This is a genomic window from Roseomonas sp. SRI_022 (assembly GCF_057586215.1).
The window spans coordinates 152,556-177,352 of record NZ_JBYCZL010000001.1; the positions used below are offsets into that span (position 1 = coordinate 152,556).

Here is a 24,797-nt window from a genome sequence, read left to right on the forward strand (position 1 = left end):
CTGAAGCGCCAGAACATGATCCTGCTCCCCTGCCAGCCTGGCAGAGGAGCAACCCGGCCGTGGGTCGGATCGCAACCAGGTCCGCCGTCTTTCCGCTCTGTCAGGCGTTCATGCCGCGCCCCGCGGTGCGATCGGCGTGCCCATCGGGCAGGCCGCCTCGATCACCTCCGCCGCATCGAGCGCCAAATCCTCCCGCCAGCGCGCGGCCATCACCTGCACGCCCATCGGCAGCCCGTCCGCGAGGCCCGTCGGTACCGACACGCCGGGAATGCCGAGCAGCGGCGCGGCGAGCATCGGCGCCTGGGCACGGAAGACGCTGTCGAAGGCCTGCGTCCCCGCGAGGTCGAGGCCTTGCGGAAATGGCGGCTCCAGCGAAACCGGCAGCAGCAGGATCGGATACTGCGCTAGGAACGCACCCCAGGCGCGCTGGCGCGCGGTGCGGCGCGCTGCCGTCGCCGCCCAGGCCGCGAGGTCGAGTTCCGGCGCGCGCGTCATCATCGCCGCGAAGGTCTGCTGCGCGCCCTCGTCGCCAAGTTTCGCGAAGCCCTCGGCGAGCGCGATGCGGCCCTCGGTGCGGCTGAAGGCCTCCCAATCAGCCACCGTGCCGGGGAAGTCGGGCGGCGCGGCCTGTTCCACCGCATAGCCTGCGGCAGCGAGGATGCGACCCGCACGCTCCACAGCTTCCCGTACCGCCGGATGCACGCCGCCGCCCATCGGGTCGGGACACAGCGCGACGCGGATCGGGCGCGATGGCGGCGGGCCTTGCAGCGGTGCGGGCATCCACCAGGGGTCGCGCGCATCACCCTCGGCCATCACGGACAGTGCCAGGCGCAGGTCGCGCACGCTGCGCGCCAGCGGACCCTGCGCGGACATCAGTTGCGCGGAGATCGGCCGCTCCGCCGTCGCGGTCGGATTGTAGGCGGGGATGCGCCCGAAGGATGGGCGGATGCCCGCCACGCCGCAGGCGAAGGCCGGGTAGCGCACCGACCCGCCGAGGTCGTTGCCATGCGCGATCGGCCCGATCCCCGCTGCGACCGCCGCCGCCGCGCCACCCGAGGACCCACCGGGCGTATGCGCCGCGCTCCAGGGATTGAGAGTGCGGCCGTGCAGGTCGTTCTCGGTGAACCAGCGCATCGACAGCGCCGGCGTGTTGGTGCGGCCGAACAGGATGGCGCCGGCGCGGCGGAGGTTGCCGGCGACGGCGCTATCCTCCTTCGCCACCAGGCTGCGCAGCGGCACGCAGCCATTGCTGGTGGCGACACCCTTCTGATCGACGTTGATCTTGGTCGTGACCGGCACGCCATGCAGCGGGCCACAGGCCTCGCCACGCGCCAGCGCCGCGTCGGCAGCATCTGCGGCGGCGAGCGCTTCCTCCGCCAGCACCTCGACCACCGCGTTGATGCTGGGGTTCACCTCGGCGCAGCGGGCCAGCACGGATTGCGTTGCCTCCCGCGCCGAGATCCCGCGCAGGCGGATCGCGCGCGCCATGTCCACGGCGTCCCAGCGCCAGGGTTCGGGCGGAAGGTTCTGCATGGCGTGTCCTTATCCTGCGTGAATCGCGTGGAGCCTATCGCGCCACCGCATGGCCGTAACCCCGGCCGTGGGCTTCCGCCCTTCGCCCCACGATGCGACGCTGGATCGGCACAGCGGGAGCATCGGACATGAGCGGCACACGGGAAGGCGCGATCGCGCGCGCGCAGGGGCTGTATGACGACGGCACCTACCTCGCGCATCTGCGACGGCTTGTGGCGGTGCCGACCGAAAGCCAGATGCCCGACCGCCTCCCCGACCTGCATCGCTACTGCGCCGAGGTGCTGCCCGGCGTGATGGACGGCATGGGCTTCGAGACGCGGTTGCTGGAGAACCCGAATGCGGGCCGCGGTCCGGTGATGCTTGCCAGCCGGATCGAGGATCCCACGCTGCCCACCGTGCTGATCTACGGCCACGGCGACGTGGTGCGCGGCCTTGCCGGCAAGTGGACCGATGGGCGCGATCCCTGGGCGGTCACCGAGGACGGCGATCTCTGGTACGGGCGCGGCACGGTGGACAACAAGGGCCAGCACCTGATCGCCATCGAGGCGCTGCGCGCCGTCATCGCGGAGCGTGGCAGCCTCGGCTTCAACGCCAAGGTCTTCGTCGAGACCGGCGAGGAAGTCGGCTCGCCCGGCCTGCGCGCGCTGATGCGACGCGAATGCGACCTGCTGAACGCGGATGCTTTCATCGGGCTGGACGGCCCACGCCAGACCACCTTCATGCCGGAGATCAAGCTCGGCGCGCGCGGCGGCGTGGCCTTCGATCTCGTCGTGCGGCTGCGTGACCATGCGCATCATTCCGGCCATTGGGGCGGCGTGCTGCCCGACCCCGGCTTCATCCTGGCCCATGCGCTGGCGACCATCGTCACGCCGCAGGGCCGCATCCGGGTGAAGGGCTGGCTGCCGGAACACGTGCCCGAAAGCGTGCTGCGCGCGACCCGCGAGATCGTCTTCGAGGACATCCCCGGCCTGCCCGAGGCCGACCCCGATTGGGGCGAGCCGGGCCTGACCAAGTCCGAGAAGATCTTCGCCTGGACCTCCGTGATCATGCTCGCGCAGATCACCGGCCACCCGGACGCGCCGACCAATGCCGTGCAGGGGGAAGCGCGCGCGCGTCTGCAGGTGCGCCACACCGCCGATGTGCGTGGCGAGGACATCATCCCCGCGCTGCGCGCCCATCTCGACGCCGAGGGTTTCCCGACGGTGCAGGTCGTGCCGGTGATGGAACGCGACATGTTCGGCGCATCGCGCACCGATCCGGCCGATCCCTGGGTGGGCATGGTCGCCGGTTCCATGGCGCGCACGGCGAACCGCGCGCCCAACGTCATCCCGAATTCCTCGGGATCGAACCCGTCCAACATCTTCGCCGAGGAACTCGGCGTGCCGGTGATCTGGGTGCCGAATTCCTACGCCGGCTGCAACCAGCACGGGCCGGACGAGCACGCGCTCGCACCGCTGCTGCGCGAGGGCCTCGGCCTGATGGCGGGCATCTGGTGGGATATCGGGGCCGGCTCGGCGCCGCGCCGGTGAGCGCGCGTCCGTCGCGGCAAGCCTGGCTGATCGTCGCCGGAGGCTTCCTCGCCTTCACGGTCAGCGCCAGCCTGATGCACGCCTACACCGTGTTCCTGCTGGCCTTCATCGCGGATTTCGCCTGGTCCCGCGCGGAGGCGAGCCTCGCCTATTCCGTGGGGCAGATCGTGGGCGGCGTGTCGTCGCCGATCGTTGGCGGCCTGGTGGACCGGCTGGGCGCGATGCGCATGGTGTTGCTGGGCGGCTGCCTGCTGACCATCGGCCTGGTCGGTAGCGCGATGACAACCGCGCTGTGGCAGATGGTGTTCCTCTATGGCGTGGTGATGACCTTCGGGGCGGGCTGCATCGGCATGGTGGTCTTCGTGCCGCTGGTCTCGCGCCTGTTCGTCGCGCAGCGCGGGCTTGCCATCTCCGTCCTGCAGTCGGCGAACGGCTTCGGGCGGGCGGTTTCCGCCCCGGTGGCGCAGTTGCTGGTCGATGCGCATGGCTGGCGCGGTGCCTATTGGATGCAGGCCGGCGCGATGGCGGTGCTCGTGCTGCCGCTCGCGCTGATGTTCCGCCGCGCCGAATCCGCACTGCCGACTCCGGCGGCGCCCGGCGTCGCGGCACCCAGCGCGCCGTCGCGCGACTGGACGTTGGCGGCGGCGATGCGCACGCGGCATTTCTGGCTGCTGTTCCTGGTCTATGCGCTGACCAGCATCGGATCGTTCCTCGTTTCTCTGCACCAGATCGCCTTCGCGGTGGGGCAGGGGTTCGACCCGCTCTACGCCGCCTTCGTGCTCGGGACCGGGGCGCTGCTGGCGCTGCCGGGCGTGATCGTCACGGGCAGCATCTCCGACGTGATCGGGCGGGAGAAGGCGGCGATCATCGCCTACGTCATCTCCATCATCGGGTCGGGTGCCGCGCTGCTGATCCATTCGGGCGACCAGCATGTGATGCTGTGGATCCATGCCTGCTTCTTCGGCATCACCTGGGGCGCACGCGGCCCGGCGATCACGGCCAAGACGGCCGACCTGTTCGGCGGGCCGCGACTTGGCACCATCCTCGGCGTCATCACCGTGGGGTCGGGGCTCGGGGCCGGCATCGGGGCCTGGGCGGCGGGGCTGCTCTACGACCTGACCGGGACCTATCGGCTGGCCTTCTGGCTGTCGATGGCAGCCTATGCCCTCGGCGCGCTGTTCTTCTGGGCGCTGCGGAAACCTGTACGCTGAGCCCTCAAACGGCGGGCGCGGCCCATCCGGGCCGCTTGCCTGCGCGCCCTGCACTGGTGTGCCGGGGGCGGGGGGCGGTTTGGGCGCGGTCGCGCCGTGCGCTCCCGGATCGCGGCGCAGCCACGATCCGAGCGTTGGATGCCCGCTTCAGCCGCGCTTGTGGCAAGCCACGAAGTGGCCGGGCCGCGTCTCCCGCAGCGGGGGCGCGACCTCCCGGCACAGGCCAGTATCGGCGATCGGGCAGCGCGTGTGGAAATGGCAGCCCGATGGCGGGTTCAGCGGGCTCGGCACATCGCCCTGCAGGCGGATGCGTTCGCGCCTGATCGTCGGGTCCGGGATCGGCACGGCCGAGAGCAGCGCCTCGGTATAGGGATGCAGCGGCGTGGTGTAGAGCTCGCGCGAGGAGGCGATCTCCACGATCCGCCCGAGATACATCACCGCGACACGGTCGGAGATATGTTCCACCACCGACAGGTCATGGGCGATGAACAGGAAGGTCAGGCCGAACTTTTCCTGAAGGTCTTCCAGCAGGTTCACCACCTGCGCCTGGATCGACACGTCCAGCGCCGAGACCGGTTCGTCGCAGATCACGAGTTTCGGCGAGACCGCGAGCGCGCGCGCGATGCCGATGCGCTGGCGCTGCCCGCCGCTGAATTCATGCGGGAAGCGGCGCATGTGGTCGGCGTTCAGCCCGACCGTCTCCAGCAGCTCGACGACGCGCTCCTCCCGTTCCTGTGCCGTCTTCGCCAGGCGATGGATGATCAGCGCCTCGGCCACGATGTCGCGCACCGTCATGCGCGGGTTCAGCGAGGCGAAGGGGTCCTGGAAGATGATCTGCATGTCGCGCCTGAGCGCGGTCATCTGCTGTTCCGACAGGCCGGTGATGTCCTGCCCGTCGAAATACACCTGGCCCGAGGTCGGCTCGATCAGCCGCAGGATCAGCCGCCCCGTGGTGGACTTGCCGCAGCCGGATTCACCGACGAGGCCGAGCGTTTCCCCCGGCGCGAGGTCGAAGGTGACGCCGGAGACCGCATGCACCTCCGCGACCGTGCGGCGCAGGACGCCGCCCTTCACCGCGAAGCGCTTCACCAGGTCCTGCACGCGCAGCAGCGGTTCGGTCATGCGGCGATGCTCTCGGCCAGGATGCAGGCGACCTTGTGGCCCGGCGCCACCTCCCGCAGCGGCGGTTCGGCCGCGCGGCACGCATCGGACGCGAAGCGGCAGCGTGCGGCGAAGCGGCAGCCGATCGGCGGATTGAGCAGCGAGGGCACGGTGCCCGGGATCGCCTCCAGCCGGTGATGCTCCTTCGCCGCGAGATCGAGGCGCGGGATCGAGCGGATCAGCCCCTGCGTGTAGGGATGCCGCGGCGTGGCGAAGAGTGCGCCGACCGGGGCTTCCTCCACCACCTTGCCGGCATACATGACGATGACGCGCTGCGCGGTCTCCGCCACCACGCCCATGGCGTGGGTGATCAGCAGCACGGCCATGCCGAGCCGCTGCTTCATCTCGTTCAGCAGGTCGAGGATCTGCGCCTGGATGGTGACGTCGAGCGCCGTGGTCGGCTCATCCGCGATCACCAGCTTCGGATTGCAGGACAGCGCCATCGCGATCATCACGCGCTGGCGCATGCCGCCCGAGAATTGGTGCGGGTAGTCCTGCACGCGGCCGCGGGCGTTTGGGATCTGCACCAGCGCCAGCATCTCCGCCGCGCGATCCATCGCGGCGCGGCGCGACAGACCCTCATGCTGGCGTACCGTCTCGGCGATCTGCTCGCCCACGGTATAGACCGGGTTCAGCGAGGTCATCGGCTCCTGGAAGATGAAGCCGATCTCCTTGGCGCGGATCGCCCGCATCTCCGCGGCACTGGCGGGCACCAGGTCGCGACCCTGCCAATGGATGCTGCCGGCGACGATCTTGCCGGGCGGCATGTCGATCAGCTTCAGCACCGTCTTGGCGGTGACGGTCTTGCCGCAGCCGGATTCGCCGACGATGGACACCGTCTCGCCGCGATCGACGCCGATATCGACGCCGTCCACCGCGCGGACCCAGCCATCATCGGTACGGAAATGGACCCTGAGGCCGCTGATCTCAAGCAGTCGCGTCACTGCACGCGCCTCGGGTCCAGGGCGTCGCGGAGGCCATCGCCAATGAAGTTGATGGACACGACCGTCAGGAAGATTGCCATGCCCGGGAACAGCGCCCAATGCGGTGCGAAGTCGAGGTTGTCCTTGGCGTCGAACAGCAGCCGTCCCCAGGTCGGGATATCCGGCGGGAAGCCGAGGCCAAGGAAGGACAGCGTGCTTTCCGCGAGGATGGCCGCGGCGACGTCGATGGTCGCGGCCACGATCACCGGGCCGAGCGCATTGGGCAGGATGTGCCGCACGATCAGCCGCATGCGGGACGCGCCCAGGGCGCGTGCGGCTTCGACGAATTCCTTTTCCCGCAGCGAGAAGAACTGCGCACGCACCAGCCGGGCCACCGGCATCCAGTTGAAGCAGCCGATCACCGTGACGACCAGGATGAAGACGCCCATCTCCAGGCCCACCACGCCGGTCAGCGCCTCGCGGAACAGGTAGATGATCAGCAGCAGCAGCGGGAGCTGCGGCAGGGACAGGAAGAGGTCGGTCACCCACATCAGCGCGGCGTCGAGCTTCCCACCCGCCATGCCGGCGGTGCTGCCGACGAAGACGCCGAGGCTGACCGCAACCATCATGGCGGTGAAGCCGACCGCGAGCGAGATGCGCCCGCCATAGAGGATGCGCGCCAGCAGGTCCTGCCCGAGGTCGTCGGTGCCGAGCGGGTGGTCCCAGGACGGGCCCTGCAGCCGCGCCGTGAAGTCGATCTCGTCGATCGCCACGTGCCACAGCAGCGGCCCGAACAGCACGGCGAGGATCAGCGTGCCCAGAACCACGGCGCTGGCCACCGCCAGGCGGTGTTTGCGGAAGCGGCGCCAGGCCTCCTGCCACGGGCCGACATGCGGCCGGGCGGCGGGGCTAGCGGTAGCTGATACGGGGATCGAGCCAGCCATAGAGGATGTCCGCCACCAGGTTGAAGAAGATGACCAGGCCTGAGATCACGAAGGTCACCGCCATGATCACCGGCGTATCGTTGGCAAGGATCGCGCTGATCAGCAGGGATCCGATGCCGGGCACCCGGAAGATCTGCTCGGTCACGATGGCGCCGCCGAAGACGGCGGGCATCTGCAGCGCGACGAGCGTCACCACCGGGATCATGGCGTTGCGCACGACATGGCGGATGGTGATGCGCCGTTCCGGCAGCCCCTTGGCGCGCGCCGTCGTCACATGGTCCAGCCGGATCACGTCGAGCACGGCCGAACGGACGTAACGCGTCCAGGCTGCGCCCTGGAACAGGCCGAGCACCATGATCGGCATGATCGATTGCCGGAACTGTTCCCACCACCAGCGCCACCCCGTCGCGTCGAGGTTCGTGCGATAGACGAAGGGCAGCCAGTCGAGCGTGATGGAGAACAGCAGGATCATCAGCAGCCCGGTGAAGAAGGTGGGCAACGAGAAGCCGATGAAGGCCAGCGTGTTGGCGATCTGGTCGAACACCGAATAGGGCCGCGTCGCCGCGAAGACGCCGACCGGCAATGCGATGCAAAGCGCCAGGATCTGCGAGGATCCGATCACCGCGATGGTGGTCGGCAGGCGCTGCAGGATCAGCTGGTCCACCGGGATGCGGCTGACGAAGGAAAAGCCCCATTCCCCGCGCAGCATGGCGAACAGCCAGTGGAAGTAACGTTCGTGCACCGGGTCATCCATGCCGAGGCTGGCGCGCAGGTTCGCGCGCACATCGGGCGGGATGGCCGGGTTGGTCGCCAGTTCCTCGAACGGATCGCCGGGCGCGAGTGCGAGGATGGTGAACAGGATGACGCTGATCCCGAGCAGGCTCGGGATCGCGATCAGCAGGCGACGAAGCAGGTACTGGGTCACGCGAGGACGGTCAGGTCTCGCGCCACCAGTCGCTCAGAAGCCAGAGGGTGCTGTCCCAGGCGCTCAGCACCGGGCGCAGGTTGTTCAGGCTGGCGCTGACGGTCGGGCGCCGCACCAGCGGGATGATGTGGTTGCTGCCCACCACCATGTCGTTCATGCGGATGAACAGCGCCGCGCGCTTTACCGGGTCGAGTTCCGACTGCGACTCGCGGAAGATGCGGTCGTACTCCTCGCTGCGCCAGCGGACGATGTTGCGGCCCTGCCAGTTGTTGGCCTTGGAGGAGATCTCCCACGACACGTACTGGTTCATGAACCGTTCAGGGTCGGCCTGCGGCATCGTCGTCGTGTACATCTGCACGTCGGCGTAGAACTTCGTGTAGGTGTCGGGGTTCGCGACATCCGAGGAGAAGAACACCGAGGCGGTCACCGACTTCAGCTCGAGCTCGATGCCCGCGCGCTGCGCCGCCTGCTTGTAGATCGCCTGGGTGCGCTGGCGCGGCGCATTGACCGAGGTCTGGTAGATGAATTTCAGCCGCACGCCGTCCTTCGCGCGGATGCCGTCGCGCCCGCGCGCCCAGCCGGCGGCGTCGAGCACCTCATTCGCCTTCTGGATGCTGAACTCCCAGCGCATGTTCTCGGACCGGAAGCGCGGCGGGTTGTTCAGGAAGTTCGCGGTGGCCGGACCGCCGCGGCCGTAGATGAACTGTTCGAGCGCGTTGCGGTCGATCAGCAGCGCCATCGCCTGGCGCACCGCGGGGTCGCGGAAGGCCGGATGCTGGGTGCGGATCGAGGAGCGTTCGCCATCCACCTCGGTATGCGGGTCGGTGACGTTGAGCTGCACGAACTCGATGCTGCCGCCTTCAACGATGTTCACCTTGCCACGGCCGGCGGCTTCCAGCCGCTTCAGGATCTCGTCCTCGACCTGCATGTTCCAGGCATAGTCGTAGTCGCCGGTCTGCAGCACGGCGCGCGCGGCGGACACCGCATCACCGCCGCCCTTGATCTCCAGCGTGTCGAAATGGGGGCGGTTGGGCATGTGGTAGTTCGGGTTCGCTTCCGCGCGCAGGTTGTCGCCCGGCGCGAAGGAGACGAACTTGTAGGCGCTGGTGCCCACCGGGCGCAGGTTGGTCGGCGCGTCGCGCGCATTCGACCCGGCAAAGTCCTTGTACAGGTGCTTCGGGATGATCCCGCCCACCGCCGCGACGAAGGCATCGGCCCAGAAGGGCGTGGGCTGGGTGAATTCCACCCGCACGGTGTAGTCGTCCACCTTGACGACATTGACGTCGCGATACGAGCCCGAGGTGACGGCGGCGACCGCCGGGTTCTTCGCGTACTCCCAGTTGAACACGACGTCGTCGGCCGAGAAGTCCTGCCCGTCGTGCCATTTCACGCCGCGCTTCAGCTTCCATGTGACCGAGCGCCCATCCTCGGCCAGTCCGCGATTCTCGATGGACGGGACCTCGGCGGCGAGGATGGGGTGCAGCGTGCCATCCGTCGCCCAGCCGGCAAGCGGTTCATAGAAGACGCGGCTGGCATCCTGGTTGGTCGTGCCGGAACCGAAATGCGGGTTCAGCAGCGTCGCGGCCTGCCAGTAAAGGACCTTCAGCGGACCGCCGCCGCCGCGCCGGGTCGGGCGATAGGCCGGCACCGACTGCGCCGCCGCCGGCGCGGCGCCGGTGATCGCGAGGAGCTGCGTGGCCATCGGCGCGGTGATGCCGAGCGCCGCCATGCGTTTCACGAAGCCTCGCCGCGAGAGCGTGCCGCGCTGCACGCGGCCGATCATTTGGCGCAGATCGTCTTCCATCGTTCCAACTCTCCCAGACGGTGTCGTCACGGCGGTTCGCCGGTCCTCCCTGGGGCCCGGCGCCGTCGCGTTCATTGAAGCCGCAAAAACGCTACATGATGGCTGGCGATGTCACTATGGGATTTTTGGGAGCGATTTCGGGCTAAGCGCCGGCCCTGCCCATTTCCTGCTCCACCACGCTTACCCAGTAGGCGACGCCGAGCGGAATGATCGCGTCGTTGAAGTCGTAAAGCGGCGTGTGCACCTCCGGCGAGGTGCCATTGGGGCCGGTGCCGGCGCCGAGGAACATGAAGGCGCCGGGGCGCGCTTCCAGCATCAGCGCGAAATCCTCGGCCCCTGTGATCGGCGGGATGGTGGTGACGGCGGCATCGGCGACCAGCCCGCGCGCGGCCTGGCGCGCTACCTCGGTCTGTTCCTCATGATTCACCAGCGCCGAGACGCCGCGGCGATAGATCGCCTCGGCCGTGCAGCCATAGGACGCGGCGAGGCCGTTCGCCAATTCGACGATGCGCTTCTCCAGCACGTCGCGCACCGCGGGCAGGTAACTGCGTGCCGTGCCGGTGATGGTGATCTCCGCCGGCATGACATTGGGCGACACCGGCGATCCGCCCTGGATCGACCCGACCGACAGCACCGCGGCTTCGATCGCCGGAACGTTGCGCCCGATGATGGTCTGCAGCGCGAGCACGAAATGCGCCTGCACCACCGTCACGTCGGTGGCGAGGTGCGGCGACGAACCGCCATGCCCGCCCGTGCCGCGGAAGGTCACCATGAAGCGGTCCGACGCCGCGAGCGCCGGCCCGGGACGGATGCCGAAGACGCCGGCCGGGATCGTCGGGGCGTTGTGCAGGCCATAGACCGCATCACAGGGGAAGCGGTCGAACAGCCCGTCCTCGATCATGGCCTTGGCGCCGCCGCGGCCTTCCTCGGCGGGCTGGAAGATCAGGTGCACCGTGCCGGCGAAGTCGCGGTGCTGCGCCAGCCAGCGCGCCGCGCCCAGCAGCATGGTGGTGTGCCCGTCATGGCCGCAGGCATGCATCACGCCCGTATTGCGCGACGCATAGGGCGCGCCGGTCTGCTCGGTGATCTGCAGCGCGTCCATGTCGGCGCGCAGGCCGATCACCCGCTGGCCCGGCCGCGTGCCGCGGATGGTGCCGACCACGCCGAGCTTGCCCACGCCTTCCGTGACCTCGATGCCGAGTGCGCGCAATTCCTTCGCCACCAGCGCGGCGGTGCGCGTCTCCTCCATGCCGAGCTCGGGATGCGCGTGGATGTCCTGGCGGATGGCGGCGAGTTCGGGCAGCCAGGCGGTCACGCCATCGATCACGGGGTTGGTCATGACGGTGGTCCTTTCCTCGGCGATAGGGGCGTCGCGCCGCGACGGCGCGCGATGCCACGGCCAATCTGGGCGCCAAACGGGTCGCGGCAAAGCCCCCGCCAGCCGGCCCGCCCCGGTTGCCGCGCATCGCATGCCGGCGCACGCTCCCGGCCTTTCCAGAATCGAGGCAGGCTCCATGGCCGATACCCAGCTGTTCCCCGGCACCGTCGAGTGGACGGGCGAGAACCCCGGCATTTCGCTGAAGGAGGGCCCGTCCGGCCCCTTCACCACCCTCGCATCCTTCTTCCGCGTCATGCTGTCGCCGCATGGGCGGGGGCATGCGCTGGTGCTGATGCTCTCCCCGGGTGAGGAGGCGCCGCCGGCTGATCGCATCAATGTCTGCTACACGGACAATGAACCGCTGGCGCGTTGGCTGGTGGCCGAATACGTCTCCCATTTCGGGGCGTGGCGCGGGCTGGCGGGGCTGAAGGGGCTGCAATACCGCAGGCTCGACAGCGTCAGGACCAGCGGCGACGCCATCACTTCCTACAGCGAGACGGTGCGCGCGGGGGACACCACCGTGGCGCTGACCTGGTCGGGCCTCGGCACGCCGTTCTGCTTCGCGCTGAGCCCGGCGAACTCGGCGACCGGCAAGCATCACATGCCGACCCTGTTCGTCGGCTGCGACAAGGCGAGCGTCACGGTGAACGGGCGGGTGCGGCCGGGCGCGCCGATCCCGCGCGATATCGCCGGGCAGCGCATCTCGACCGCCATGCTCGCCTTCTCGGAGACCTGGATCCGCGCGTGATCCGGCCGGCCCACCGGTGCCGCCCTACCGTTCCGGTGGTGGCGGCAGCGGAAGCGGCGGGCGGAATGATATCCGCTTGGCAGGCCCCGATTCGCTCGCGCAGATGAACGCAGGGAGCATCTGCATGAGCGAATCGACCATACCGCGCCAGGCGTTGTGGCTCGGCCTTGCCGGCCTGTTGCCGAGCGTCGCGGCCTTGGTGGTCATGCTGGCCTGGCCGGCGGCGCTGGGTCTCGCCGCCGCTGTCGGCCTCGTCTACGGCGCAGTGGTCGCGAGCTTCGTCGGCGGCGCCTGGTGGGGGCTCGCCGCCGCGCGGGCGGCGCCCGGGGCGCTGTCGCGCTACATGCTGCTGTCGATACTGCCGGGCCTGACCGCCTGGCTGGCGGTGCTGGCGCCGCCGATCACCGGCTTCGCCGCCCTGGCACTGCTGTACGCCCTGCTGCCGCCGACCGACCGGCGGTTGGTGGGCGACGGCGTTGCGCCGGCCTGGTGGCTCGCGCTGCGCCGCCCATTGTCCCACGCCATGGCCGCGCTGCACGCGGCCGCCGCGGTGGTCCTGCTCGTCAACCCGGCTGGTTGAGCCGCTTCAGCCGCAGGCCGAGCGCCACCAGCACGACGCCCATCACGATCGCCTCGATGGCGATGATCCAGGCGATGGCGATCAGCCCTTCGCCGGGCCGGGACAGCAGGATGGCGCCGAACAGCACGGTGACGGCGCCGAGCACGCCGAGCAGCACATCCGACACCCGGAAGGCGAGCACGATGCGCGCGACGCCCACGGCCACCGCGAAGCCGCCGGCCACCAGCACCAGGACGAAGACCGACATCCCCGGTGCGAGCAGCAGGGCGGCCGCGGCCGCCAGCGACAGCAGCCCGTCGATCCAGGTCCAGGCGCCATGCGGCCCCTTGCCGGCGATCGCCTGCCAGATCGTCGTCCCGCCTTCGACCGCCATCCAGGCGGCGAGGAAGGCCAGCAGCACGAAGATGCTGAGGCCGGGGTTCATGAAGGTCAGGATACCGAAGATGATGGCGGCCGCGCCGCGCAGCGCGAAGGCCCACCAGTGCCGCGCCATGGCGCGGAGGATGGTCACCTGGGTATGGCCCGGAAGGCCGGGACCGCCATCTGTCATCGTTCGTGTTCCACCTGGGGCGTCAGGAAGGATACGGCCTTTCCCCCGGCATCGCCAACGCATGCGCATGTCGCTTCACGCAGGCAGGACGTGGCCATCCGGAAGCATGCGAAGGCGTGATCCTGACGCGTCGCGCTGGCTTACACCTTATAGTTTCGAATGCGCATTCATCTGGTTTTATGCCATTAAGCGGTTGAAAATAAACAGATAATAGACTCTGGCACGAATGCTGCTTTTGACACTGTGGCATCGTGTCGATCGGGGCCGGCGCCGCAGTCGTCACAAGAGAGAGGGAGCATCAAGATGAAGACCCGCTATCTCGCAGCCGTCGCCGCCTTGGCTCTGATGGCGCCGGTTGCGGCCAACGCCGCCGTCGTCGCCTTCAACAACATCACGGCCGACTGGATCAACCCGAACCCGGCCAACCCCGGCGGCACGCTGGTGGATACCGGGCCCACCTCCGGCACGGCGACGATCCGCTGGGGCACTCCCGTTCCGGCCGGTGGTCAGAAGAGCGGCTACGACTTCGCGCTCAGCGCGCCGCAGCCCCTGCAAGTGAATGTGAACCCACCCCCGTCCACCAACTTTACGCTCGGCACCTTCACGCACCAGAACTGGCCGATTGCCGACGGCACCAGCATCACCGGCGTTCAACTGGCGATTGCCATCGGCAACGTGATCGTGGACGGCGTGAATCAGGGTCCGATGAACCTGCTTTACAACTTCACGCATTTCGAAACGCCGAATAACGCGACTCCCTGCGCCGCCGGCGGCTCGATCCCCTGCCCGGATCAGGTGAGCGTTTCCTTTAACGCGCAGTCCGGCAGCTTCAACGTCGGCGGCGTGCAGTACACCGTCAACGTCCTCGGCTTCAACGGCCAGTCCTCCTTCCTGACGGCCGAAGGTGCCGCGACCAGCGCGCCACTGCTGGTTCAGGTGGCGGCGCGCAGCTCGGTGGTGCCGGAACCGGCGAGCCTCGCGCTTCTCGGCGCCGGCCTGTTCGGCCTTGGCCTCGTGCGCCGGCGCCGCAACGCCGCCTGACGCGCGAACCACGGCGGGCCTCCGCGGAGGCCCGCCGTGGGCTACTTGCTCTCGTACCAGCCCTTCGACCGCCGCACGATGTGCACGACGGAAAGCATCACCGGCACCTCGATCAGGACGCCGACGACGGTTGCGAGCGCCGCGCCGGATTGGAAGCCGAACAGCGCGATCGCCGTCGCCACCGCCAGTTCGAAGAAATTGCTCGCGCCGATCAGCGCCGAGGGCCCGGCGACACACCAGGCCACGCCAAGCCGCTTGTTGAGCCAATAGGCGAGCCCCGCGTTGAAATAGACCTGGATCAGGATCGGCACCGCCAGCAGCACGATCACACCGGGCTGGCGGAGGATCTGCTCCCCCTGCAGCCCGAACAGCAGCACCAGCGTCGCCAGCAGCGCGCCGAGCGACCATGGCCCGAGCGCCTGCAGCATGCGGTCGAGCCGCGCATGGCCCCCATTCGCCAGCAGGGCGCGCCGCCAGAGCTGTGCGACGATCACCGGCACGACGATATACAGCCCGACCGACAGCAGCAGCGTCGCCCAGGGCACGATGATCGAGGACAGGCCGAGCAGCAGCCCGACCACCGGCGCGAAAGCGACGACCATGATCATGTCGTTCAGCGCAACCTGGCCGAGCGTGAAGTGCGGTTCGCCATCGACCAGGTTCGACCAGACGAACACCATCGCGGTGCAGGGGGCTGCCGCCAGCAGGATCAGCCCGGCCATGTAGCTGTCGATCTGGTCCGCCGGCAGCCAGGACCGGAACAGCCAGCCGATGAAGACCCAGCCCAGCAGGGCCATCGAGAAGGGCTTCACCAGCCAGTTGATCGCCACCGTGGTCGCGATGCCGCGCCAATGCGCCCCGACCTGCCCGAGCGCCGCGAGGTCGATCTTCAGCAGCATGGGGATGATCATCAGCCAGACGAGGATCGCGACGGGCAGGTTGACCTCGGCGACCGTCGCCGCTCCGAGGAGGTGGAACACACCGGGTGTGGCCTGGCCGAGGCCGATGCCGACAAGGATGCACAGCGCGACCCACAGGGTCAGGTAGCGTTCGAACAGCCCCATGGCGGGGGCGGGCAGGGCGGTGTCGTTCACTGGGCCTGCCCCGCGACCGGCCGGCCGGCGGCGTCCACCACCGTCTGGCCATCCTCCTTCGCGAAAGCGCCGCGCTGGGGCCGCAGCAGGTCCAGCACGCGTTCGGACGGCCGGCACAGCCGGACGCCTAGCGGCGAGACCACGATCGGCCGGTTGATCAGGATCGGATGCGCCATCATCGCATCGAGAAGCTGGTCGTCCGTCAGCGACGGATCGCCGAGGCTCAGCGTCGCATACGGCGTGCCCTTCTCCCGCAGCAGGTCGCGCACGGTGATGCCCATGCGGGCGATCAGGTCCCGCAACTCGTCGCGCGAGGGTGGTGTCTTCAGATACTCGATGATTTGCGGCTCCTCGCCACTGTTACGGATCAGGCCGAGCGTGTTGCGCGACGTGCCGCAATCCGGGTTGTGGTAGATCGTGATGGTCATGCGGTCGGCTCCGTGGGGGCGCAGGCGCAGGCGGCCAGCGCCGTGACGATGGGGGCGCAGACCTCGGGGCGGCCTTGGCAGCAATCGCGCATGAGGAAGCCGATCAGCGCCGAGAGCGCGCCGAATTCGGCCGCGTAACGGATCGAGCGCCCTTCACGACGGGATTGGATCAGCCCCGCCTGTTCGAGGTGGTTGAGGTGGAAGGACAGGCGGGAGGAGGCCGCATCGACGGCCTCCCCGATCGCGCCCGCCGCCATGCCGTCGGGACCGGCCGTGACCAGGAGTCGAACGATTCGCAGGCGGGTTTCCTGTGCGAGGGCCGAGAGGGCAGCGAGGGCTTGCGTTTCCTGCATGGAATTCTCAATATCTCAAGAGAGATTGAGATGAAAGAGGGAGCGATGAACGCGCCTGTCCTTCCCATGACGCTGGATTTCGCGGGCGATGCTTCGCTTGGCGCCGTCCTTGATGCCCTCGCGCCGCATGCGTCGCGCCGGCTGGTGATCGCCTATGCCGGGCGCCTGATCCAGCCTGGCTATCACGTCACCGAGGTGAAGGCCGGTTCCTTCGTGACGCTGGATTGCGGGGGCAATCCGGATGCCTGGCGCGAAACGATCCTGCAGGTCGAGGACCTGCCGGCAACGGCCGAGGCGCCCGGGCACATGGCGGTCGGCAAGTTCCTCGGCATCCTGGACAAGGTGGCGCAGCGCGTGCCCCTCGATCCCGGCGCGCGCCTGACCTTCGAGGTCGGGCCACCCGGCAGCCCGATGCAGATCTTCGATGTCGAGGCGGTGGTTATCGAGGCGGATCGCGTGGTCCTGCGCCTCAGCGCGCGGGCGGCGATCTGCAAGCCGCGCCATCGCGCGCAGCAGGATGCGGCGGCGTCGGCATGCTGCAAGCCGAAGTCGGGCTGCTGCTGACGTCAGCAGCAGAGCAGGTCATGTATTGGGTGGAGTCTCGCGGGCGGTGGTGGAGCTGAGGGGAATCGAACCCCTGACCTCCTCATTGCGAACGAGGCGCTCTCCCATCTGAGCTACAGCCCCGCCGCGCGAGGCGCGCTGAGTGCCCCAGACGGCTGGGGAAGTCAAGGCGCCTTCCGACCCGCCTTGTCCGGGCCCGCCCTGCTCACTAGGTTGCCCCCGCTTTCGAGGAGGGCCCATGCGCGCGCTGTTCTGGCTGCTGGATACCGCGATCAGTCTCTACGTCTGGGCGCTGATCATCGCGGCGGTGCTCTCGCTGCTGCTCGCCTTCAACATCCTCGACAGCCGCAACCGGCTGGTCTGGACCATCTCGGATTTCTTCTACCGCGTCACCGAACCGGCGCTGCGGCCGATCCGCCGCTTCCTGCCCGATCTCGGCGGCGTGGATCTCTCGCCGCTCGTGTTGATCCTGCTGCTGCAGGCGCTGCGCATCCTGCTGGGCGAGGTCTATGTCGGCATGCTCACCGGCTTCGGCTGATGCATTTCTGGCGCGCGGAAGGCGGCGCCGTGCTGGTGCGCGTCAAGGTGCAGCCGAAATCGCGGCGGCCTGGCCTCGGCGGGGTCAAGCCGTCGGCCGACGGCCCCCGCCTTGCCATCGCGGTCACCGATGCGCCGGAGGATGGCCGCGCCACCCGTGCGGCCTGTGACGCGCTGGCCCGTGCCCTTGGCCTCGCCAATTCGGCGGTCGAGCTGGCGCAGGGCGCCGCCTCCCGCGAAAAGACCCTGCGCGTCGCCGGCGACCCGGCCGCCCTTGCCCCCGGACTGGAGTCCCTCGCATGACTGCCCGCATCCTCGACGGCAAGGCGATCGCCGCCGGGCTGCGCGCCCGGCTCGCCGAACGCGTCGCAACCCTGCCCTTCCGCCCCGGCCTGCGCGTGGTGCGGGTGGGGGAGGACCCGGCCTCCGGCGTCTATGTCCGCAACAAGGACAAGGCCGCGACGGCCGCCGGCTTCGACAGCGCCACGATTCACCTGCCGGCGGAAACCACCGAGGCCGAGCTGCTCGCCACCATTGCCGCGCTCAACGCGGATCCGGCGGTTGACGGCATCCTGGTGCAGCTGCCCTTGCCGCCGCAGATCCGCACCGAGGCCGCCATCGCCGCAGTCGATCCGGCCAAGGATGTGGACGGCTTCCACCCGCTGAATGCCGGGCGCCTGGCCGCCGGCCAGCCCGGCCTGGTGCCCTGCACGCCGCGCGGCGTGATGCACATCCTGGCCGAGGCGGGCGTCGCGCTGCGCGGGGCACGGGCGGTGGTGCTCGGCCGGTCGCAGATCGTCGGCCGGCCCATGGCGCAGTTGCTGCTGTCCGCCGACTGCACCGTGACCATCGCCCATTCCCGCACGCGGGACCTGCCCGCCGAATGCCGCCGCGCGGATATCCTGGTCGCTGCGGTGGGTCGGGCGGAAATGGTGCGCGGCGACTGGATCGCGCCCGGCGCGGTGGTGGTCGATGTCGGCATCAACCGCCTGCCGACCGGCAAGCTGGCCGGCGACGTCGCCTTTGCAGAGGCCGCCGCGATGGCCGGAGCCATCACCCCGGTCCCGGGCGGCGTCGGCCCCATGACCATCGCCTGCCTGCTGGAGAACACGCTGGACGCGGCGATCGCGCGGCGAGGACCGGCATGATCCTCGTCCGCATCCTGCAGGCCATAGGTATCGCGGGGCTGCTCGCCTGCGCGCATCTCGCCTGGGAGTCGACGCCCTGGGGCGGCGAGGCCTGGAACCGCGGGCGCATGCTCTATGCCTGGGCCGGCGCGATTCCCGCGCTCGGGTTGCTCGGCATCGCCGCACTCGTCGCCGGGCTGCGGCGCCAGGCGGCCGAGATCGCCGCGCTGAAGGACACGCTGGCGCGGATCGAGCGGCGCCTCGGCGCGTGAACGCGGGCACGCTCGGCCTCGCCGGGCTGTTCGTCCTGATCTGGGCCTCGGCGTTCAATGCGGCGCGCATCGTTGCCCTGGAATGGCCGCCGCTGATGGCGCTGTCGCTGCGCTTCGCGATCGGCGTGCCGGTGCTGTTGGCCGTCGCCTGGGTCCTGCGGGCCAGGCTGCCGGCGCGGGCCGACCTGCCGCGCATCGCCGCCATGGGCGCCTTCGGCATGGGCGGTTATCTCGGCTGCGCCTGGGCGGCTTCGGCGCTGATCCCCTCCGGGTTGGTCGCATTGCTTTCGGCAACGGCACCGCTGTTCGTCGCGCTGGGGGAAAGGCTGCTGTTCGGCCGGCACCTCGCGGTCCAGGCCTGGATCGGCTTGGCGTTGGGCTGGGTGGGCGTGGCGACGCTCGGCCTGCCGCGCGCCGCCGCGGGGCTGGAGGTCGCGGCCGCCGGCGGCATCGCCCTGGCGCTGGCCGGCGCCCTGTCCCAGGCGGGCGGGCTGCTTGCTTTCGCGCCTGCGCGTGGGCGGCTCGATCCCTGGATGTCAAATCTCGGCCAGACCATCGTCGCGGCCATCGCGGTCACGCCCTTCGCCTTGCTGCTGGAACCGGTGCCGGTGACAGCGCCGGCCCCGATCGCGGCGGCGGCGCTGGTCTGGTCGATCCTCGTCGTCGGGCTGGGCGGCTATGCGCTGTATTTCGTCCTGCTGCGGCGGCTGCCGGCCTCATCGGCCGCCGCGCTGCAATTGCTCGCGCCGCCGGTCGCGGCGCTGATCGGCTGGGGCATGCTGGGGGAGAGCCTGCGCGTTACCGACCTGGCTGGTGGGGCGGTGACGCTGGCCGGGCTGACGCTGTTGCTGCGGGCGCCGCGCTGAGGGCGGAATTGGAGAGGGGCGCGGCCCCTCTCCAAACCTCACCCCGCCAGGGGGCAGTGCCCCCTGGACCGCCGGGACTTGGTGCCGGGCATGACGGAGCGCGCTGCGGGCACGGCACCCGGAAAGAATCCCGGGCACCGCGCGGCGCGCCTTTCGGCCGTCCGGAATACCTGTCGTGCCCAACACCGGGTGACGGTTTCCAGAGGCCGTTCGGCCCTTGGTGGGGCTTGGCGGCACTGCCGCCAAGGTTCGGGGAGGGGCAAAGCCCCTCTCCGTGGCGACCTCAATCCGCCCGCATCGCCTCCGCCACCGCGCGATCGGCCGGCTCGGCGCTCGCAGACAGCCCGGCGACGACGCCTTCGCGGTCCGGCTCGGCGCGGTTCTGGCTGAGCTTGCGCTTGCCGATCAGCGTCTCGATGCGCAGCACGATGCCGACGATGCCCTTCAACTGGCTGGCGACGAAGGCATCCGGCGCGTCCGTCACCGCCCAGCGGTCGGCGCGCGCCGCCTCATGCTGGTCGGTGAGGCGGGAGACGATGGCATGCAGCCGCTCCGCATCCTCGACGATCTCGACCGGGCCGAGGGCGTGCACGGCGACGTAGTTCCAGGTCGGCACGACGCGGCCGTGCTCCTGCTTCGACGCGTATAACGACGGCGAGACATAGGCCTCCGGCCCCGTGAAGATCGCGCGCGCGGCACCCGCGGCGGCCAGGCCGCGCCAATGCGGATTGGCCTTGGCGACATGGCCGTACAGCGTGCCGTTCGGCCCTTCCTCCGGCACCAGTGTCATCGGCAGATGCGTCGCATCCGGTACGCCGCCATCGGCCGCCGCGCTGACCAGCAGCGCCAGGCGCGCCGCGCGGATGATCTCCCCCAGCACCTCGGGGCGGTCCTCGCGGAAGGCGGGCGGGTTGTACATGGCGCGATGCTCCTTTCAGGTGCAGGCTACCGGCGCGCGGCCGCATCGGGAAACGGCTGACTGCGCGGAGGAGGCATGCCATGGACGAGGACCGCTTCAACATGGAACTGCGCAAGTTCCTCAAGCATGTCGGCGTCACGTCGCAGCGCGAGATCGAGAAGGCGGCGCGGGACAGTGGCGGCGGCGCAAAGCTGCTGCGGCTGAAGATGACGCTGACCTCGCCTGATGCCCCCGGCCTGAACCACATCGTCGAAGCCGAAATCCCGCTGGATTGATCGCCCCATGCCGAATGACCTGATCCGCCTCACCGCAACCGAGGCGGTAGCGAAACTGCGTGCGCGCGAGGTCTCGCCACTCGAGATGATCGACGCCGCAGCCGAACGCATCGCGGCGGTGGAACCGGCGGTGAATGCGCTGCCGACGCTCTGCCTCGACCGCGCACGCGACCACGCGAAGGCGCTGATGAAGGGACAACGGCGGGAGGCCGAAGGCGAACCCGGCTGGCTCGCCGGCCTGCCCGTGGCGATCAAGGACCTGACCGAGGTCGCCGGCGTGCGCACCACTTTCGGCAGCCCAATCTTCGCCGACTACGTTCCCGATCGCAGCCACCCGATCGTCGAACGCATCGAGCGCCGCGGCGGCATCGTCATCGCCAAGTCCAACACGCCGGAATTCGGCGCGGGCGGATCGACCTTCAACGAGGTCTTCGGCCGTACCCGCAACCCGTGGAACACGTCGCTGACCTGTGGCGGATCGACCGGCGGCGGCGCGGTGGCGCTGGCGACGGGGGAAGTCTGGCTGGCGCATGGGTCCGACCATGGCGGCTCGCTGCGCCGGCCGGCGACCTATTGCTCGGTGGTCGGGCTGCGGCCCTCGCCGGGGCGCGTGACGCGCGGCGCGCAGGAGGATCTGTGGTCGCCGCTCTCGGTCCAGGGGCCGATGGCGCGCAACATTCCCGACCTGGCGCTGTTCCTCGACACCATGGCGGGCTGGGACATCGACGATCCCATGACCTATGACGCGCCGGCGCGATCCTACGTCGATGCCGTCGCCGCTGCCGAACACGAGAAGCCGCTGCGCGTCGCCTTCGCCACCGATTTCGGTGGTGCCATGGCGATGGATCGCGAAACCGCGGCGATCTGCGCAAAGGAGGTCCGTCGCCTCGAAGCCCTCGGCATCGTCATCGAGGAGACCTTCCCCGACCTCGGCGCGCTGAACGAGGCCTTCCTGGTGCTGCGCAGCCAGCATTTCGTGGTGGACCGGGAGGAACTGCTCGCGACCAAGCGCGGCCTGCTGAAGCCCGACATCATCTGGCAGACCGAGCGCGGCCTTGCGGAGACGCCGTCGCGCCTCGCCTGGGCCGAGCATGAACGCGCCCGCTTCTTCCGTGCCATGCGCGACATCTTCGCCCGCTGCGACGTGCTGATCACGCCGGGCGCGTCGACGCCGGCCTTCGACGTGAACCTGCGCGCGCCGGAGAAGATCGGCGGCAAGGTGCTGGAGAACTACATGGGCGGGTCGCTGATCAACGCCTTCGCCACGCTGGCAAGCTGCCCTGCCGTCGCCGTGCCCTGCGGCTTCGACCAATACGGCCGTCCGGTCGGGCTGCAGGTGGTCGCCCCGCCGCGCCAGGATGCACGGGCATTGCAGGTGGCGGCGCTGTTCGAGCGGCTGACCGGCCTCGACCGGCAATTGCCGCTCGACCCGCGGCCTGGCGCGGTGCCGCCCTACGAGTGATACCCGATGGCCGAAGGTTTGACCTTCAGCCATCGGGTATCGCGCGCGGGCTTGGTGGGGCGGCCGCGCGCAAGGCCAAGACTCGAATGCCGGTCGGCCGAACGGCTGATCGGCATGAGCGCAACGCGCGGAGTTCCCGCCGCGCCCGGGATCGGCGATGACAGGCACCATGTCCGCCCTCGCCTGGTTCCTGCTGGTCGCGCTGTCCGTCCTCTGGGGCGGGTCGTTCTTCTTCGTCGGCGTGGCGGTGGCGGAGATCCCGCCGCTGACCCTCGTGACGCTGCGCGTGGCAATCGCCGCGGCGATGCTGTGGGCGGCGCTGCCGCTGCTTGGCACGGCACCGCCGCGCGGGGCGCGGGCCTGGGGGGCTATCGCCGTGATGGGGCTGATCAACAACGTCATCCCCTTCACCCTGATCGTCTGGGCGCAGCAGACGCTGCCCTCCGGCCTCGCCGCCATCCTCAACGCCACCACGCCGCTCTGGACCGTCCTGGTGGCGCATGCCTTCACGCGGGAGGAGAAGGCGAGCCCCGGCAAGCTTGCCGGCGTGCTGTTCGGCTTCGCCGGCGTCGCGGCGATGATGGGGGCGGATATACTGGGCGGCGCGGCGGCGGCGGGCCCGGCCACCGCGGCGATGCTGGCGGCAACCTTCTCCTACGCCTGCGCCGGGGTCTTCGGGCGGCGCTTCCGCGCCATCGGGGTGGCGCCGACGCAGGCGGCGCTCGGACAGGTCACGGCGTCATCCATCATCATGCTGCCGCTGGCGCTGGCGATCGACCGGCCCTGGGGCCTGCCGGCGCCCTCCGCCGCCGCGGTGGCGGCGGTGCTTGGCCTCGCGGCGCTGTCCACCGCGCTCGCCTATGTCCTGTATTTCCGCATCCTGGCGCTGGCCGGGGCGGTGAACCTGGTGCTGGTCACCTTCCTGATCCCGGTCAGCGCCATCCTGCTCGGCACGCTGGTGCTGCATGAGGCACTGGAGTTCCGCCACCTGCTGGGCATGGCGCTGATCGGGGCCGGCCTCGCCGCCATCGACGGGCGGCCATTTGCCTATGCTTCGCGGATCTTGCGCTGATAGTGCTTCGAATACTTGTCGGTGATCAGATCTGTCTTCACCATGACTGCAACATCGGTGGTGTTGAACTGATGGTCGAGCACCGCGCCTTCGCCCACGAAGCCACCGAGCCGCAGATACCCCTTCACCAGCGGCGGCAGTGCGGCGAGCGATCGCATCGCGTCGATGCCAGCCGGGTCCTTGCGCCTCATCTCGACATAGCGGTCGGGCAGGGCGCGCGGGCGGATCGCCTCCGGGGCCATGTGGTTGGCCGCGAGGTAGGTCAACTGGTCCGCCAGCGCATCGAGGTCGGTGCCGTGCAGGGAGGCGCAGCCGAACAGGATCGCGACGTCGTGCTTGAAGATGTATGCGGCAATGCCGCTCCACAGCAGTTGCATCGACGCGCGCGTGCGATAGGCAGCATCGACGCAGGACCGGCCGCATTCCAGCACTTCCCCGTCGAAGGCGAGGATGCGGGAGATGTCGTATTCCGCCGCCGAGTACCAGCGGCCGAGCTTCGCCGCCGCGTGGCGGCGGATCAGCCGGTAGGTGCCGATGACCGATTCGGGGCCTTCGCCGCGGTCATGGTCCACCACCAGCAGGTGGTCGGCGACCGCGTCGAATTCGTCGCGGTCGCGGCGACTCGTCGCGGTGGCGGCATCGGCATGCGCGCCCATTTCCTCGTAGAAGACGCGGTAGCGCAGCGCCTGCGCCGCATCGATCTCTGCCGCGTTCCGCGCCAGCCTTACCCCGAGATTGCCGGCGCGCAATTCGCCGAAGCCCGCGTCCTCGATGACGCTCACTGTTCGTGCCCGGCCTTGCGCCGCCTGGCCGGCGTCTCGGCTTCGGCCGGTTCGGCGCGGCGACCGAACAGTTCCAGCCGCTGCCCGACCAGCGTGAAGCCGAGCCGGCGGGCCAGCACCCGGGCCAGCGCCTCGAACTCCTCATCGGCGAATTCGATCACCTTGCCGGTATCGACGTCGATCAGGTGATGGTGGTGGCCGCGATCGGCTGGGTCATAGCGGGCGCGCCCGCCGCCGAAGTCGCGCCGTTCCAGGATGCCCTTTTCCTCGAGCAGCCGGACGGTGCGGTAGACGGTGGCGATCGACACCTTGTTGTCGAGCGCGAGGGCGCGGCGATAGACGTCCTCGACGTCCGGATGGTCCTCGGCCTCGCTCAGCACGCGCGCGATCAGCCGCCGCTGCCCCGTCATCTTGAGGCCGCGTTCGATGCAAAGCTGCTCGATCCGGGACGGTGTGTGGTCCTGGGTCGGTGGACGGGCCTGAATGCGGCTCTCCATGCGGTGGTTAGTACCCCGTTCTGTCACATGCCATGGCCGGCGTGGCCGCGGACGATAATCCGGGCTGCCCCGTCAGGCCACAGCCAAGGTGTTATCACCCCTGACTGCCATATGGGGTGGCAGCGGCGCACCGCATGGCCCCGTTCCGCCGGGCGATCATCCGGCGGTGGGTGGGCGGTGCGCTACGGGATCGGCGCCGGGTGGCGCCGACCCGCGTGCCGA

General features: G+C 69.6%; 28 protein-coding genes and 1 tRNA gene. 14 read left to right on the forward strand and 15 right to left on the reverse strand.

All coding sequences use genetic code 11. The features are described from left to right. Positions 1-108 precede the first annotated feature (108 nt). Positions 109-1,533, reverse strand: a complete 1,425-nt coding sequence (locus AC2YHJ_RS00655; RefSeq protein WP_487393368.1) for an amidase — start codon at positions 1,531-1,533, stop codon at positions 109-111. A gap of 128 nt (positions 1,534-1,661) precedes the next feature. Here AC2YHJ_RS00655 and AC2YHJ_RS00660 point away from each other — a divergent pair, with 128 nt between their 5' ends. Together AC2YHJ_RS00660 and AC2YHJ_RS00665 are read left to right on the forward strand one after the other, a co-directional pair. Next, positions 1,662-3,062: a M20/M25/M40 family metallo-hydrolase gene (locus tag AC2YHJ_RS00660; RefSeq protein WP_487393369.1), complete on the forward strand. Its 1,401-nt coding sequence runs from the start codon at positions 1,662-1,664 to the stop codon at positions 3,060-3,062. After that, positions 3,059-4,273, forward strand: coding sequence for an MFS transporter (locus AC2YHJ_RS00665; RefSeq protein WP_487393370.1), 1,215 nt, complete (start codon positions 3,059-3,061; stop codon positions 4,271-4,273). Before AC2YHJ_RS00660 ends, AC2YHJ_RS00665 begins: the two co-directional genes overlap by 4 nt. A gap of 147 nt (positions 4,274-4,420) precedes the next feature. On the opposite strand, the gene AC2YHJ_RS00670 is transcribed toward AC2YHJ_RS00665, so the two are convergent. The 6 genes from AC2YHJ_RS00670 to AC2YHJ_RS00695 all read right to left on the reverse strand — a co-directional run bounded on the left by AC2YHJ_RS00670 (position 4,421) and on the right by AC2YHJ_RS00695 (position 11,369). Beyond that, positions 4,421-5,395 (reverse strand): ABC transporter ATP-binding protein, encoded by a 975-nt coding sequence (locus AC2YHJ_RS00670; RefSeq protein WP_487393371.1) that lies wholly within the window; start codon positions 5,393-5,395, stop codon positions 4,421-4,423. Next, entirely contained in the window at positions 5,392-6,378 is a 987-nt protein-coding gene (locus AC2YHJ_RS00675; protein ID WP_487393372.1) for an ABC transporter ATP-binding protein, read from the reverse strand. The genes AC2YHJ_RS00670 and AC2YHJ_RS00675 overlap by 4 nt, the downstream gene beginning before the upstream one ends. Continuing rightward, complete coding sequence (locus AC2YHJ_RS00680; protein ID WP_487393373.1) at positions 6,375-7,301, reverse strand: ABC transporter permease; 927 nt, start codon at positions 7,299-7,301, stop codon at positions 6,375-6,377. The genes AC2YHJ_RS00675 and AC2YHJ_RS00680 overlap by 4 nt, the downstream gene beginning before the upstream one ends. Then, entirely contained in the window at positions 7,267-8,226 is a 960-nt protein-coding gene (locus tag AC2YHJ_RS00685; RefSeq protein WP_487393374.1) for an ABC transporter permease, read from the reverse strand. The genes AC2YHJ_RS00680 and AC2YHJ_RS00685 overlap by 35 nt, the downstream gene beginning before the upstream one ends. 10 nt (positions 8,227-8,236) lie before the next feature. Beyond that, entirely contained in the window at positions 8,237-10,030 is a 1,794-nt protein-coding gene (locus AC2YHJ_RS00690) for a peptide ABC transporter substrate-binding protein (RefSeq protein ID WP_487393375.1), read from the reverse strand. Between the two features lie 142 nt (positions 10,031-10,172). Further along, the gene (locus AC2YHJ_RS00695) at positions 10,173-11,369 is read right to left on the reverse strand and encodes a M20 aminoacylase family protein (protein WP_487393376.1); all 1,197 of its coding nucleotides are present in this window, start codon (positions 11,367-11,369) and stop codon (positions 10,173-10,175) included. Positions 11,370-11,544: 175 nt separating this feature from the next. Between AC2YHJ_RS00695 and AC2YHJ_RS00700 the strand changes: the two genes are divergently transcribed. Further along, a complete protein-coding gene (locus AC2YHJ_RS00700; protein ID WP_487393377.1) occupies positions 11,545-12,156 on the forward strand; it encodes a hypothetical protein in 612 nt (203 codons plus the stop codon). A gap of 124 nt (positions 12,157-12,280) precedes the next feature. Continuing rightward, positions 12,281-12,736 carry a DUF3429 domain-containing protein gene (locus tag AC2YHJ_RS00705; RefSeq protein ID WP_487393378.1) on the forward strand — a complete coding sequence of 152 codons (456 nt, stop codon included), beginning with the start codon at positions 12,281-12,283 and terminating at the stop codon, positions 12,734-12,736. On the opposite strand, the gene AC2YHJ_RS00710 is transcribed toward AC2YHJ_RS00705, so the two are convergent. Next, positions 12,720-13,286, reverse strand: a complete 567-nt coding sequence (locus tag AC2YHJ_RS00710) for an HdeD family acid-resistance protein (RefSeq protein WP_487393379.1) — start codon at positions 13,284-13,286, stop codon at positions 12,720-12,722. The genes AC2YHJ_RS00705 and AC2YHJ_RS00710 overlap by 17 nt on opposite strands. Before the next feature lie 303 nt (positions 13,287-13,589). Between AC2YHJ_RS00710 and AC2YHJ_RS00715 the strand changes: the two genes are divergently transcribed. Beyond that, positions 13,590-14,327: a THxN family PEP-CTERM protein gene (locus tag AC2YHJ_RS00715; protein ID WP_487393380.1), complete on the forward strand. Its 738-nt coding sequence runs from the start codon at positions 13,590-13,592 to the stop codon at positions 14,325-14,327. Between the two features lie 41 nt (positions 14,328-14,368). Here AC2YHJ_RS00715 and arsB read toward each other — a convergent pair whose 3' ends face one another. Genes arsB through AC2YHJ_RS00730 form a run of 3 tightly spaced genes read right to left on the reverse strand, consistent with a single transcriptional unit; the run spans position 14,369 to position 16,202 of the window. Continuing rightward, a complete protein-coding gene (arsB, locus tag AC2YHJ_RS00720) occupies positions 14,369-15,421 on the reverse strand; it encodes an ACR3 family arsenite efflux transporter (RefSeq protein WP_487393381.1) in 1,053 nt (350 codons plus the stop codon). Next, a complete protein-coding gene (gene arsC / locus AC2YHJ_RS00725; RefSeq protein WP_487393382.1) occupies positions 15,418-15,849 on the reverse strand; it encodes an arsenate reductase (glutaredoxin) in 432 nt (143 codons plus the stop codon). Before arsC ends, arsB begins: the two co-directional genes overlap by 4 nt. Then, a complete protein-coding gene (locus AC2YHJ_RS00730) occupies positions 15,846-16,202 on the reverse strand; it encodes an ArsR/SmtB family transcription factor (protein ID WP_487393383.1) in 357 nt (118 codons plus the stop codon). The genes arsC and AC2YHJ_RS00730 overlap by 4 nt, the downstream gene beginning before the upstream one ends. Before the next feature lie 45 nt (positions 16,203-16,247). Here AC2YHJ_RS00730 and AC2YHJ_RS00735 point away from each other — a divergent pair, with 45 nt between their 5' ends. Next, complete coding sequence (locus AC2YHJ_RS00735) at positions 16,248-16,766, forward strand: DUF6428 family protein (RefSeq protein WP_487393384.1); 519 nt, start codon at positions 16,248-16,250, stop codon at positions 16,764-16,766. Between the two features lie 47 nt (positions 16,767-16,813). On the opposite strand, the gene AC2YHJ_RS00740 is transcribed toward AC2YHJ_RS00735, so the two are convergent. Next, positions 16,814-16,889 (reverse strand) — tRNA-Ala (locus AC2YHJ_RS00740). A gap of 115 nt (positions 16,890-17,004) precedes the next feature. Here AC2YHJ_RS00740 and AC2YHJ_RS00745 point away from each other — a divergent pair. From AC2YHJ_RS00745 to AC2YHJ_RS00765, 5 genes are read left to right on the forward strand one after another with little or no spacing between them, the layout of a single operon-like run. Further along, complete coding sequence (locus tag AC2YHJ_RS00745; RefSeq protein ID WP_487393385.1) at positions 17,005-17,304, forward strand: YggT family protein; 300 nt, start codon at positions 17,005-17,007, stop codon at positions 17,302-17,304. Next, on the forward strand, positions 17,304-17,606 hold the full coding sequence (locus AC2YHJ_RS00750) for a DUF167 domain-containing protein (RefSeq protein WP_487393386.1): 303 nt from the start codon (positions 17,304-17,306) through the stop codon (positions 17,604-17,606). The genes AC2YHJ_RS00745 and AC2YHJ_RS00750 overlap by 1 nt, the downstream gene beginning before the upstream one ends. Then, positions 17,603-18,451: a bifunctional methylenetetrahydrofolate dehydrogenase/methenyltetrahydrofolate cyclohydrolase FolD gene (gene folD / locus AC2YHJ_RS00755; protein ID WP_487393387.1), complete on the forward strand. Its 849-nt coding sequence runs from the start codon at positions 17,603-17,605 to the stop codon at positions 18,449-18,451. Before AC2YHJ_RS00750 ends, folD begins: the two co-directional genes overlap by 4 nt. After that, positions 18,448-18,702 (forward strand): hypothetical protein, encoded by a 255-nt coding sequence (locus AC2YHJ_RS00760; protein ID WP_487393388.1) that lies wholly within the window; start codon positions 18,448-18,450, stop codon positions 18,700-18,702. The genes folD and AC2YHJ_RS00760 overlap by 4 nt, the downstream gene beginning before the upstream one ends. Further along, positions 18,699-19,568 (forward strand): DMT family transporter, encoded by an 870-nt coding sequence (locus tag AC2YHJ_RS00765; RefSeq protein ID WP_487393389.1) that lies wholly within the window; start codon positions 18,699-18,701, stop codon positions 19,566-19,568. Before AC2YHJ_RS00760 ends, AC2YHJ_RS00765 begins: the two co-directional genes overlap by 4 nt. Positions 19,569-19,851: 283 nt before the next feature. Here AC2YHJ_RS00765 and AC2YHJ_RS00770 read toward each other — a convergent pair whose 3' ends face one another. Beyond that, positions 19,852-20,487, reverse strand: a complete 636-nt coding sequence (locus AC2YHJ_RS00770; RefSeq protein ID WP_487393390.1) for an FMN-binding negative transcriptional regulator — start codon at positions 20,485-20,487, stop codon at positions 19,852-19,854. Between the two features lie 80 nt (positions 20,488-20,567). Between AC2YHJ_RS00770 and AC2YHJ_RS00775 the strand changes: the two genes are divergently transcribed. From AC2YHJ_RS00775 to AC2YHJ_RS00785, 3 genes are all read left to right on the forward strand, one after another. Beyond that, entirely contained in the window at positions 20,568-20,762 is a 195-nt protein-coding gene (locus AC2YHJ_RS00775; protein WP_487393391.1) for a DUF6494 family protein, read from the forward strand. A gap of 7 nt (positions 20,763-20,769) precedes the next feature. After that, complete coding sequence (locus AC2YHJ_RS00780) at positions 20,770-22,224, forward strand: amidase (RefSeq protein ID WP_487393392.1); 1,455 nt, start codon at positions 20,770-20,772, stop codon at positions 22,222-22,224. A gap of 157 nt (positions 22,225-22,381) precedes the next feature. Then, positions 22,382-23,296 carry a DMT family transporter gene (locus tag AC2YHJ_RS00785; protein ID WP_487393393.1) on the forward strand — a complete coding sequence of 305 codons (915 nt, stop codon included), beginning with the start codon at positions 22,382-22,384 and terminating at the stop codon, positions 23,294-23,296. Here the strand turns inward: AC2YHJ_RS00785 and AC2YHJ_RS00790 are convergent. Both AC2YHJ_RS00790 and AC2YHJ_RS00795 read right to left on the reverse strand, forming a co-directional pair. Further along, positions 23,272-24,078 carry a GNAT family N-acetyltransferase gene (locus AC2YHJ_RS00790; protein ID WP_487393394.1) on the reverse strand — a complete coding sequence of 269 codons (807 nt, stop codon included), beginning with the start codon at positions 24,076-24,078 and terminating at the stop codon, positions 23,272-23,274. The two genes, AC2YHJ_RS00785 and AC2YHJ_RS00790, sit on opposite strands and share 25 nt — an antisense overlap. Continuing rightward, a complete protein-coding gene (locus AC2YHJ_RS00795; protein ID WP_487393395.1) occupies positions 24,075-24,575 on the reverse strand; it encodes a Fur family transcriptional regulator in 501 nt (166 codons plus the stop codon). Before AC2YHJ_RS00795 ends, AC2YHJ_RS00790 begins: the two co-directional genes overlap by 4 nt. Positions 24,576-24,797 lie beyond the last annotated feature (222 nt).

What these genes read in the sequence shown, in the direction of transcription:
- AC2YHJ_RS00655 (WP_487393368.1), bottom strand. Translation starts at nt 1,533, where the DNA reads ATGCAGAACCTTCCGCCCGAACCCTGGCGCTGGGACGCCGTGGACATG.
- AC2YHJ_RS00660 (WP_487393369.1), top strand. Translation starts at nt 1,662, where the DNA reads ATGAGCGGCACACGGGAAGGCGCGATCGCGCGCGCGCAGGGGCTGTAT.
- AC2YHJ_RS00670 (WP_487393371.1), bottom strand. Translation starts at nt 5,395, where the DNA reads ATGACCGAACCGCTGCTGCGCGTGCAGGACCTGGTGAAGCGCTTCGCG.
- AC2YHJ_RS00680 (WP_487393373.1), bottom strand. Translation starts at nt 7,301, where the DNA reads ATGGCTGGCTCGATCCCCGTATCAGCTACCGCTAGCCCCGCCGCCCGG.
- AC2YHJ_RS00690 (WP_487393375.1), bottom strand. Translation starts at nt 10,030, where the DNA reads ATGGAAGACGATCTGCGCCAAATGATCGGCCGCGTGCAGCGCGGCACG.
- AC2YHJ_RS00695 (WP_487393376.1), bottom strand. Translation starts at nt 11,369, where the DNA reads ATGACCAACCCCGTGATCGATGGCGTGACCGCCTGGCTGCCCGAACTC.
- AC2YHJ_RS00700 (WP_487393377.1), top strand. Translation starts at nt 11,545, where the DNA reads ATGGCCGATACCCAGCTGTTCCCCGGCACCGTCGAGTGGACGGGCGAG.
- AC2YHJ_RS00705 (WP_487393378.1), top strand. Translation starts at nt 12,281, where the DNA reads ATGAGCGAATCGACCATACCGCGCCAGGCGTTGTGGCTCGGCCTTGCC.
- AC2YHJ_RS00710 (WP_487393379.1), bottom strand. Translation starts at nt 13,286, where the DNA reads ATGACAGATGGCGGTCCCGGCCTTCCGGGCCATACCCAGGTGACCATC.
- AC2YHJ_RS00715 (WP_487393380.1), top strand. Translation starts at nt 13,590, where the DNA reads ATGAAGACCCGCTATCTCGCAGCCGTCGCCGCCTTGGCTCTGATGGCG.
- arsC (WP_487393382.1), bottom strand. Translation starts at nt 15,849, where the DNA reads ATGACCATCACGATCTACCACAACCCGGATTGCGGCACGTCGCGCAAC.
- AC2YHJ_RS00730 (WP_487393383.1), bottom strand. Translation starts at nt 16,202, where the DNA reads ATGCAGGAAACGCAAGCCCTCGCTGCCCTCTCGGCCCTCGCACAGGAA.
- AC2YHJ_RS00735 (WP_487393384.1), top strand. Translation starts at nt 16,248, where the DNA reads ATGAACGCGCCTGTCCTTCCCATGACGCTGGATTTCGCGGGCGATGCT.
- AC2YHJ_RS00745 (WP_487393385.1), top strand. Translation starts at nt 17,005, where the DNA reads ATGCGCGCGCTGTTCTGGCTGCTGGATACCGCGATCAGTCTCTACGTC.
- AC2YHJ_RS00750 (WP_487393386.1), top strand. Translation starts at nt 17,304, where the DNA reads ATGCATTTCTGGCGCGCGGAAGGCGGCGCCGTGCTGGTGCGCGTCAAG.
- folD (WP_487393387.1), top strand. Translation starts at nt 17,603, where the DNA reads ATGACTGCCCGCATCCTCGACGGCAAGGCGATCGCCGCCGGGCTGCGC.
- AC2YHJ_RS00760 (WP_487393388.1), top strand. Translation starts at nt 18,448, where the DNA reads ATGATCCTCGTCCGCATCCTGCAGGCCATAGGTATCGCGGGGCTGCTC.
- AC2YHJ_RS00770 (WP_487393390.1), bottom strand. Translation starts at nt 20,487, where the DNA reads ATGTACAACCCGCCCGCCTTCCGCGAGGACCGCCCCGAGGTGCTGGGG.
- AC2YHJ_RS00775 (WP_487393391.1), top strand. Translation starts at nt 20,568, where the DNA reads ATGGACGAGGACCGCTTCAACATGGAACTGCGCAAGTTCCTCAAGCAT.
- AC2YHJ_RS00780 (WP_487393392.1), top strand. Translation starts at nt 20,770, where the DNA reads ATGCCGAATGACCTGATCCGCCTCACCGCAACCGAGGCGGTAGCGAAA.
- AC2YHJ_RS00785 (WP_487393393.1), top strand. Translation starts at nt 22,382, where the DNA reads ATGACAGGCACCATGTCCGCCCTCGCCTGGTTCCTGCTGGTCGCGCTG.
- AC2YHJ_RS00795 (WP_487393395.1), bottom strand. Translation starts at nt 24,575, where the DNA reads ATGGAGAGCCGCATTCAGGCCCGTCCACCGACCCAGGACCACACACCG.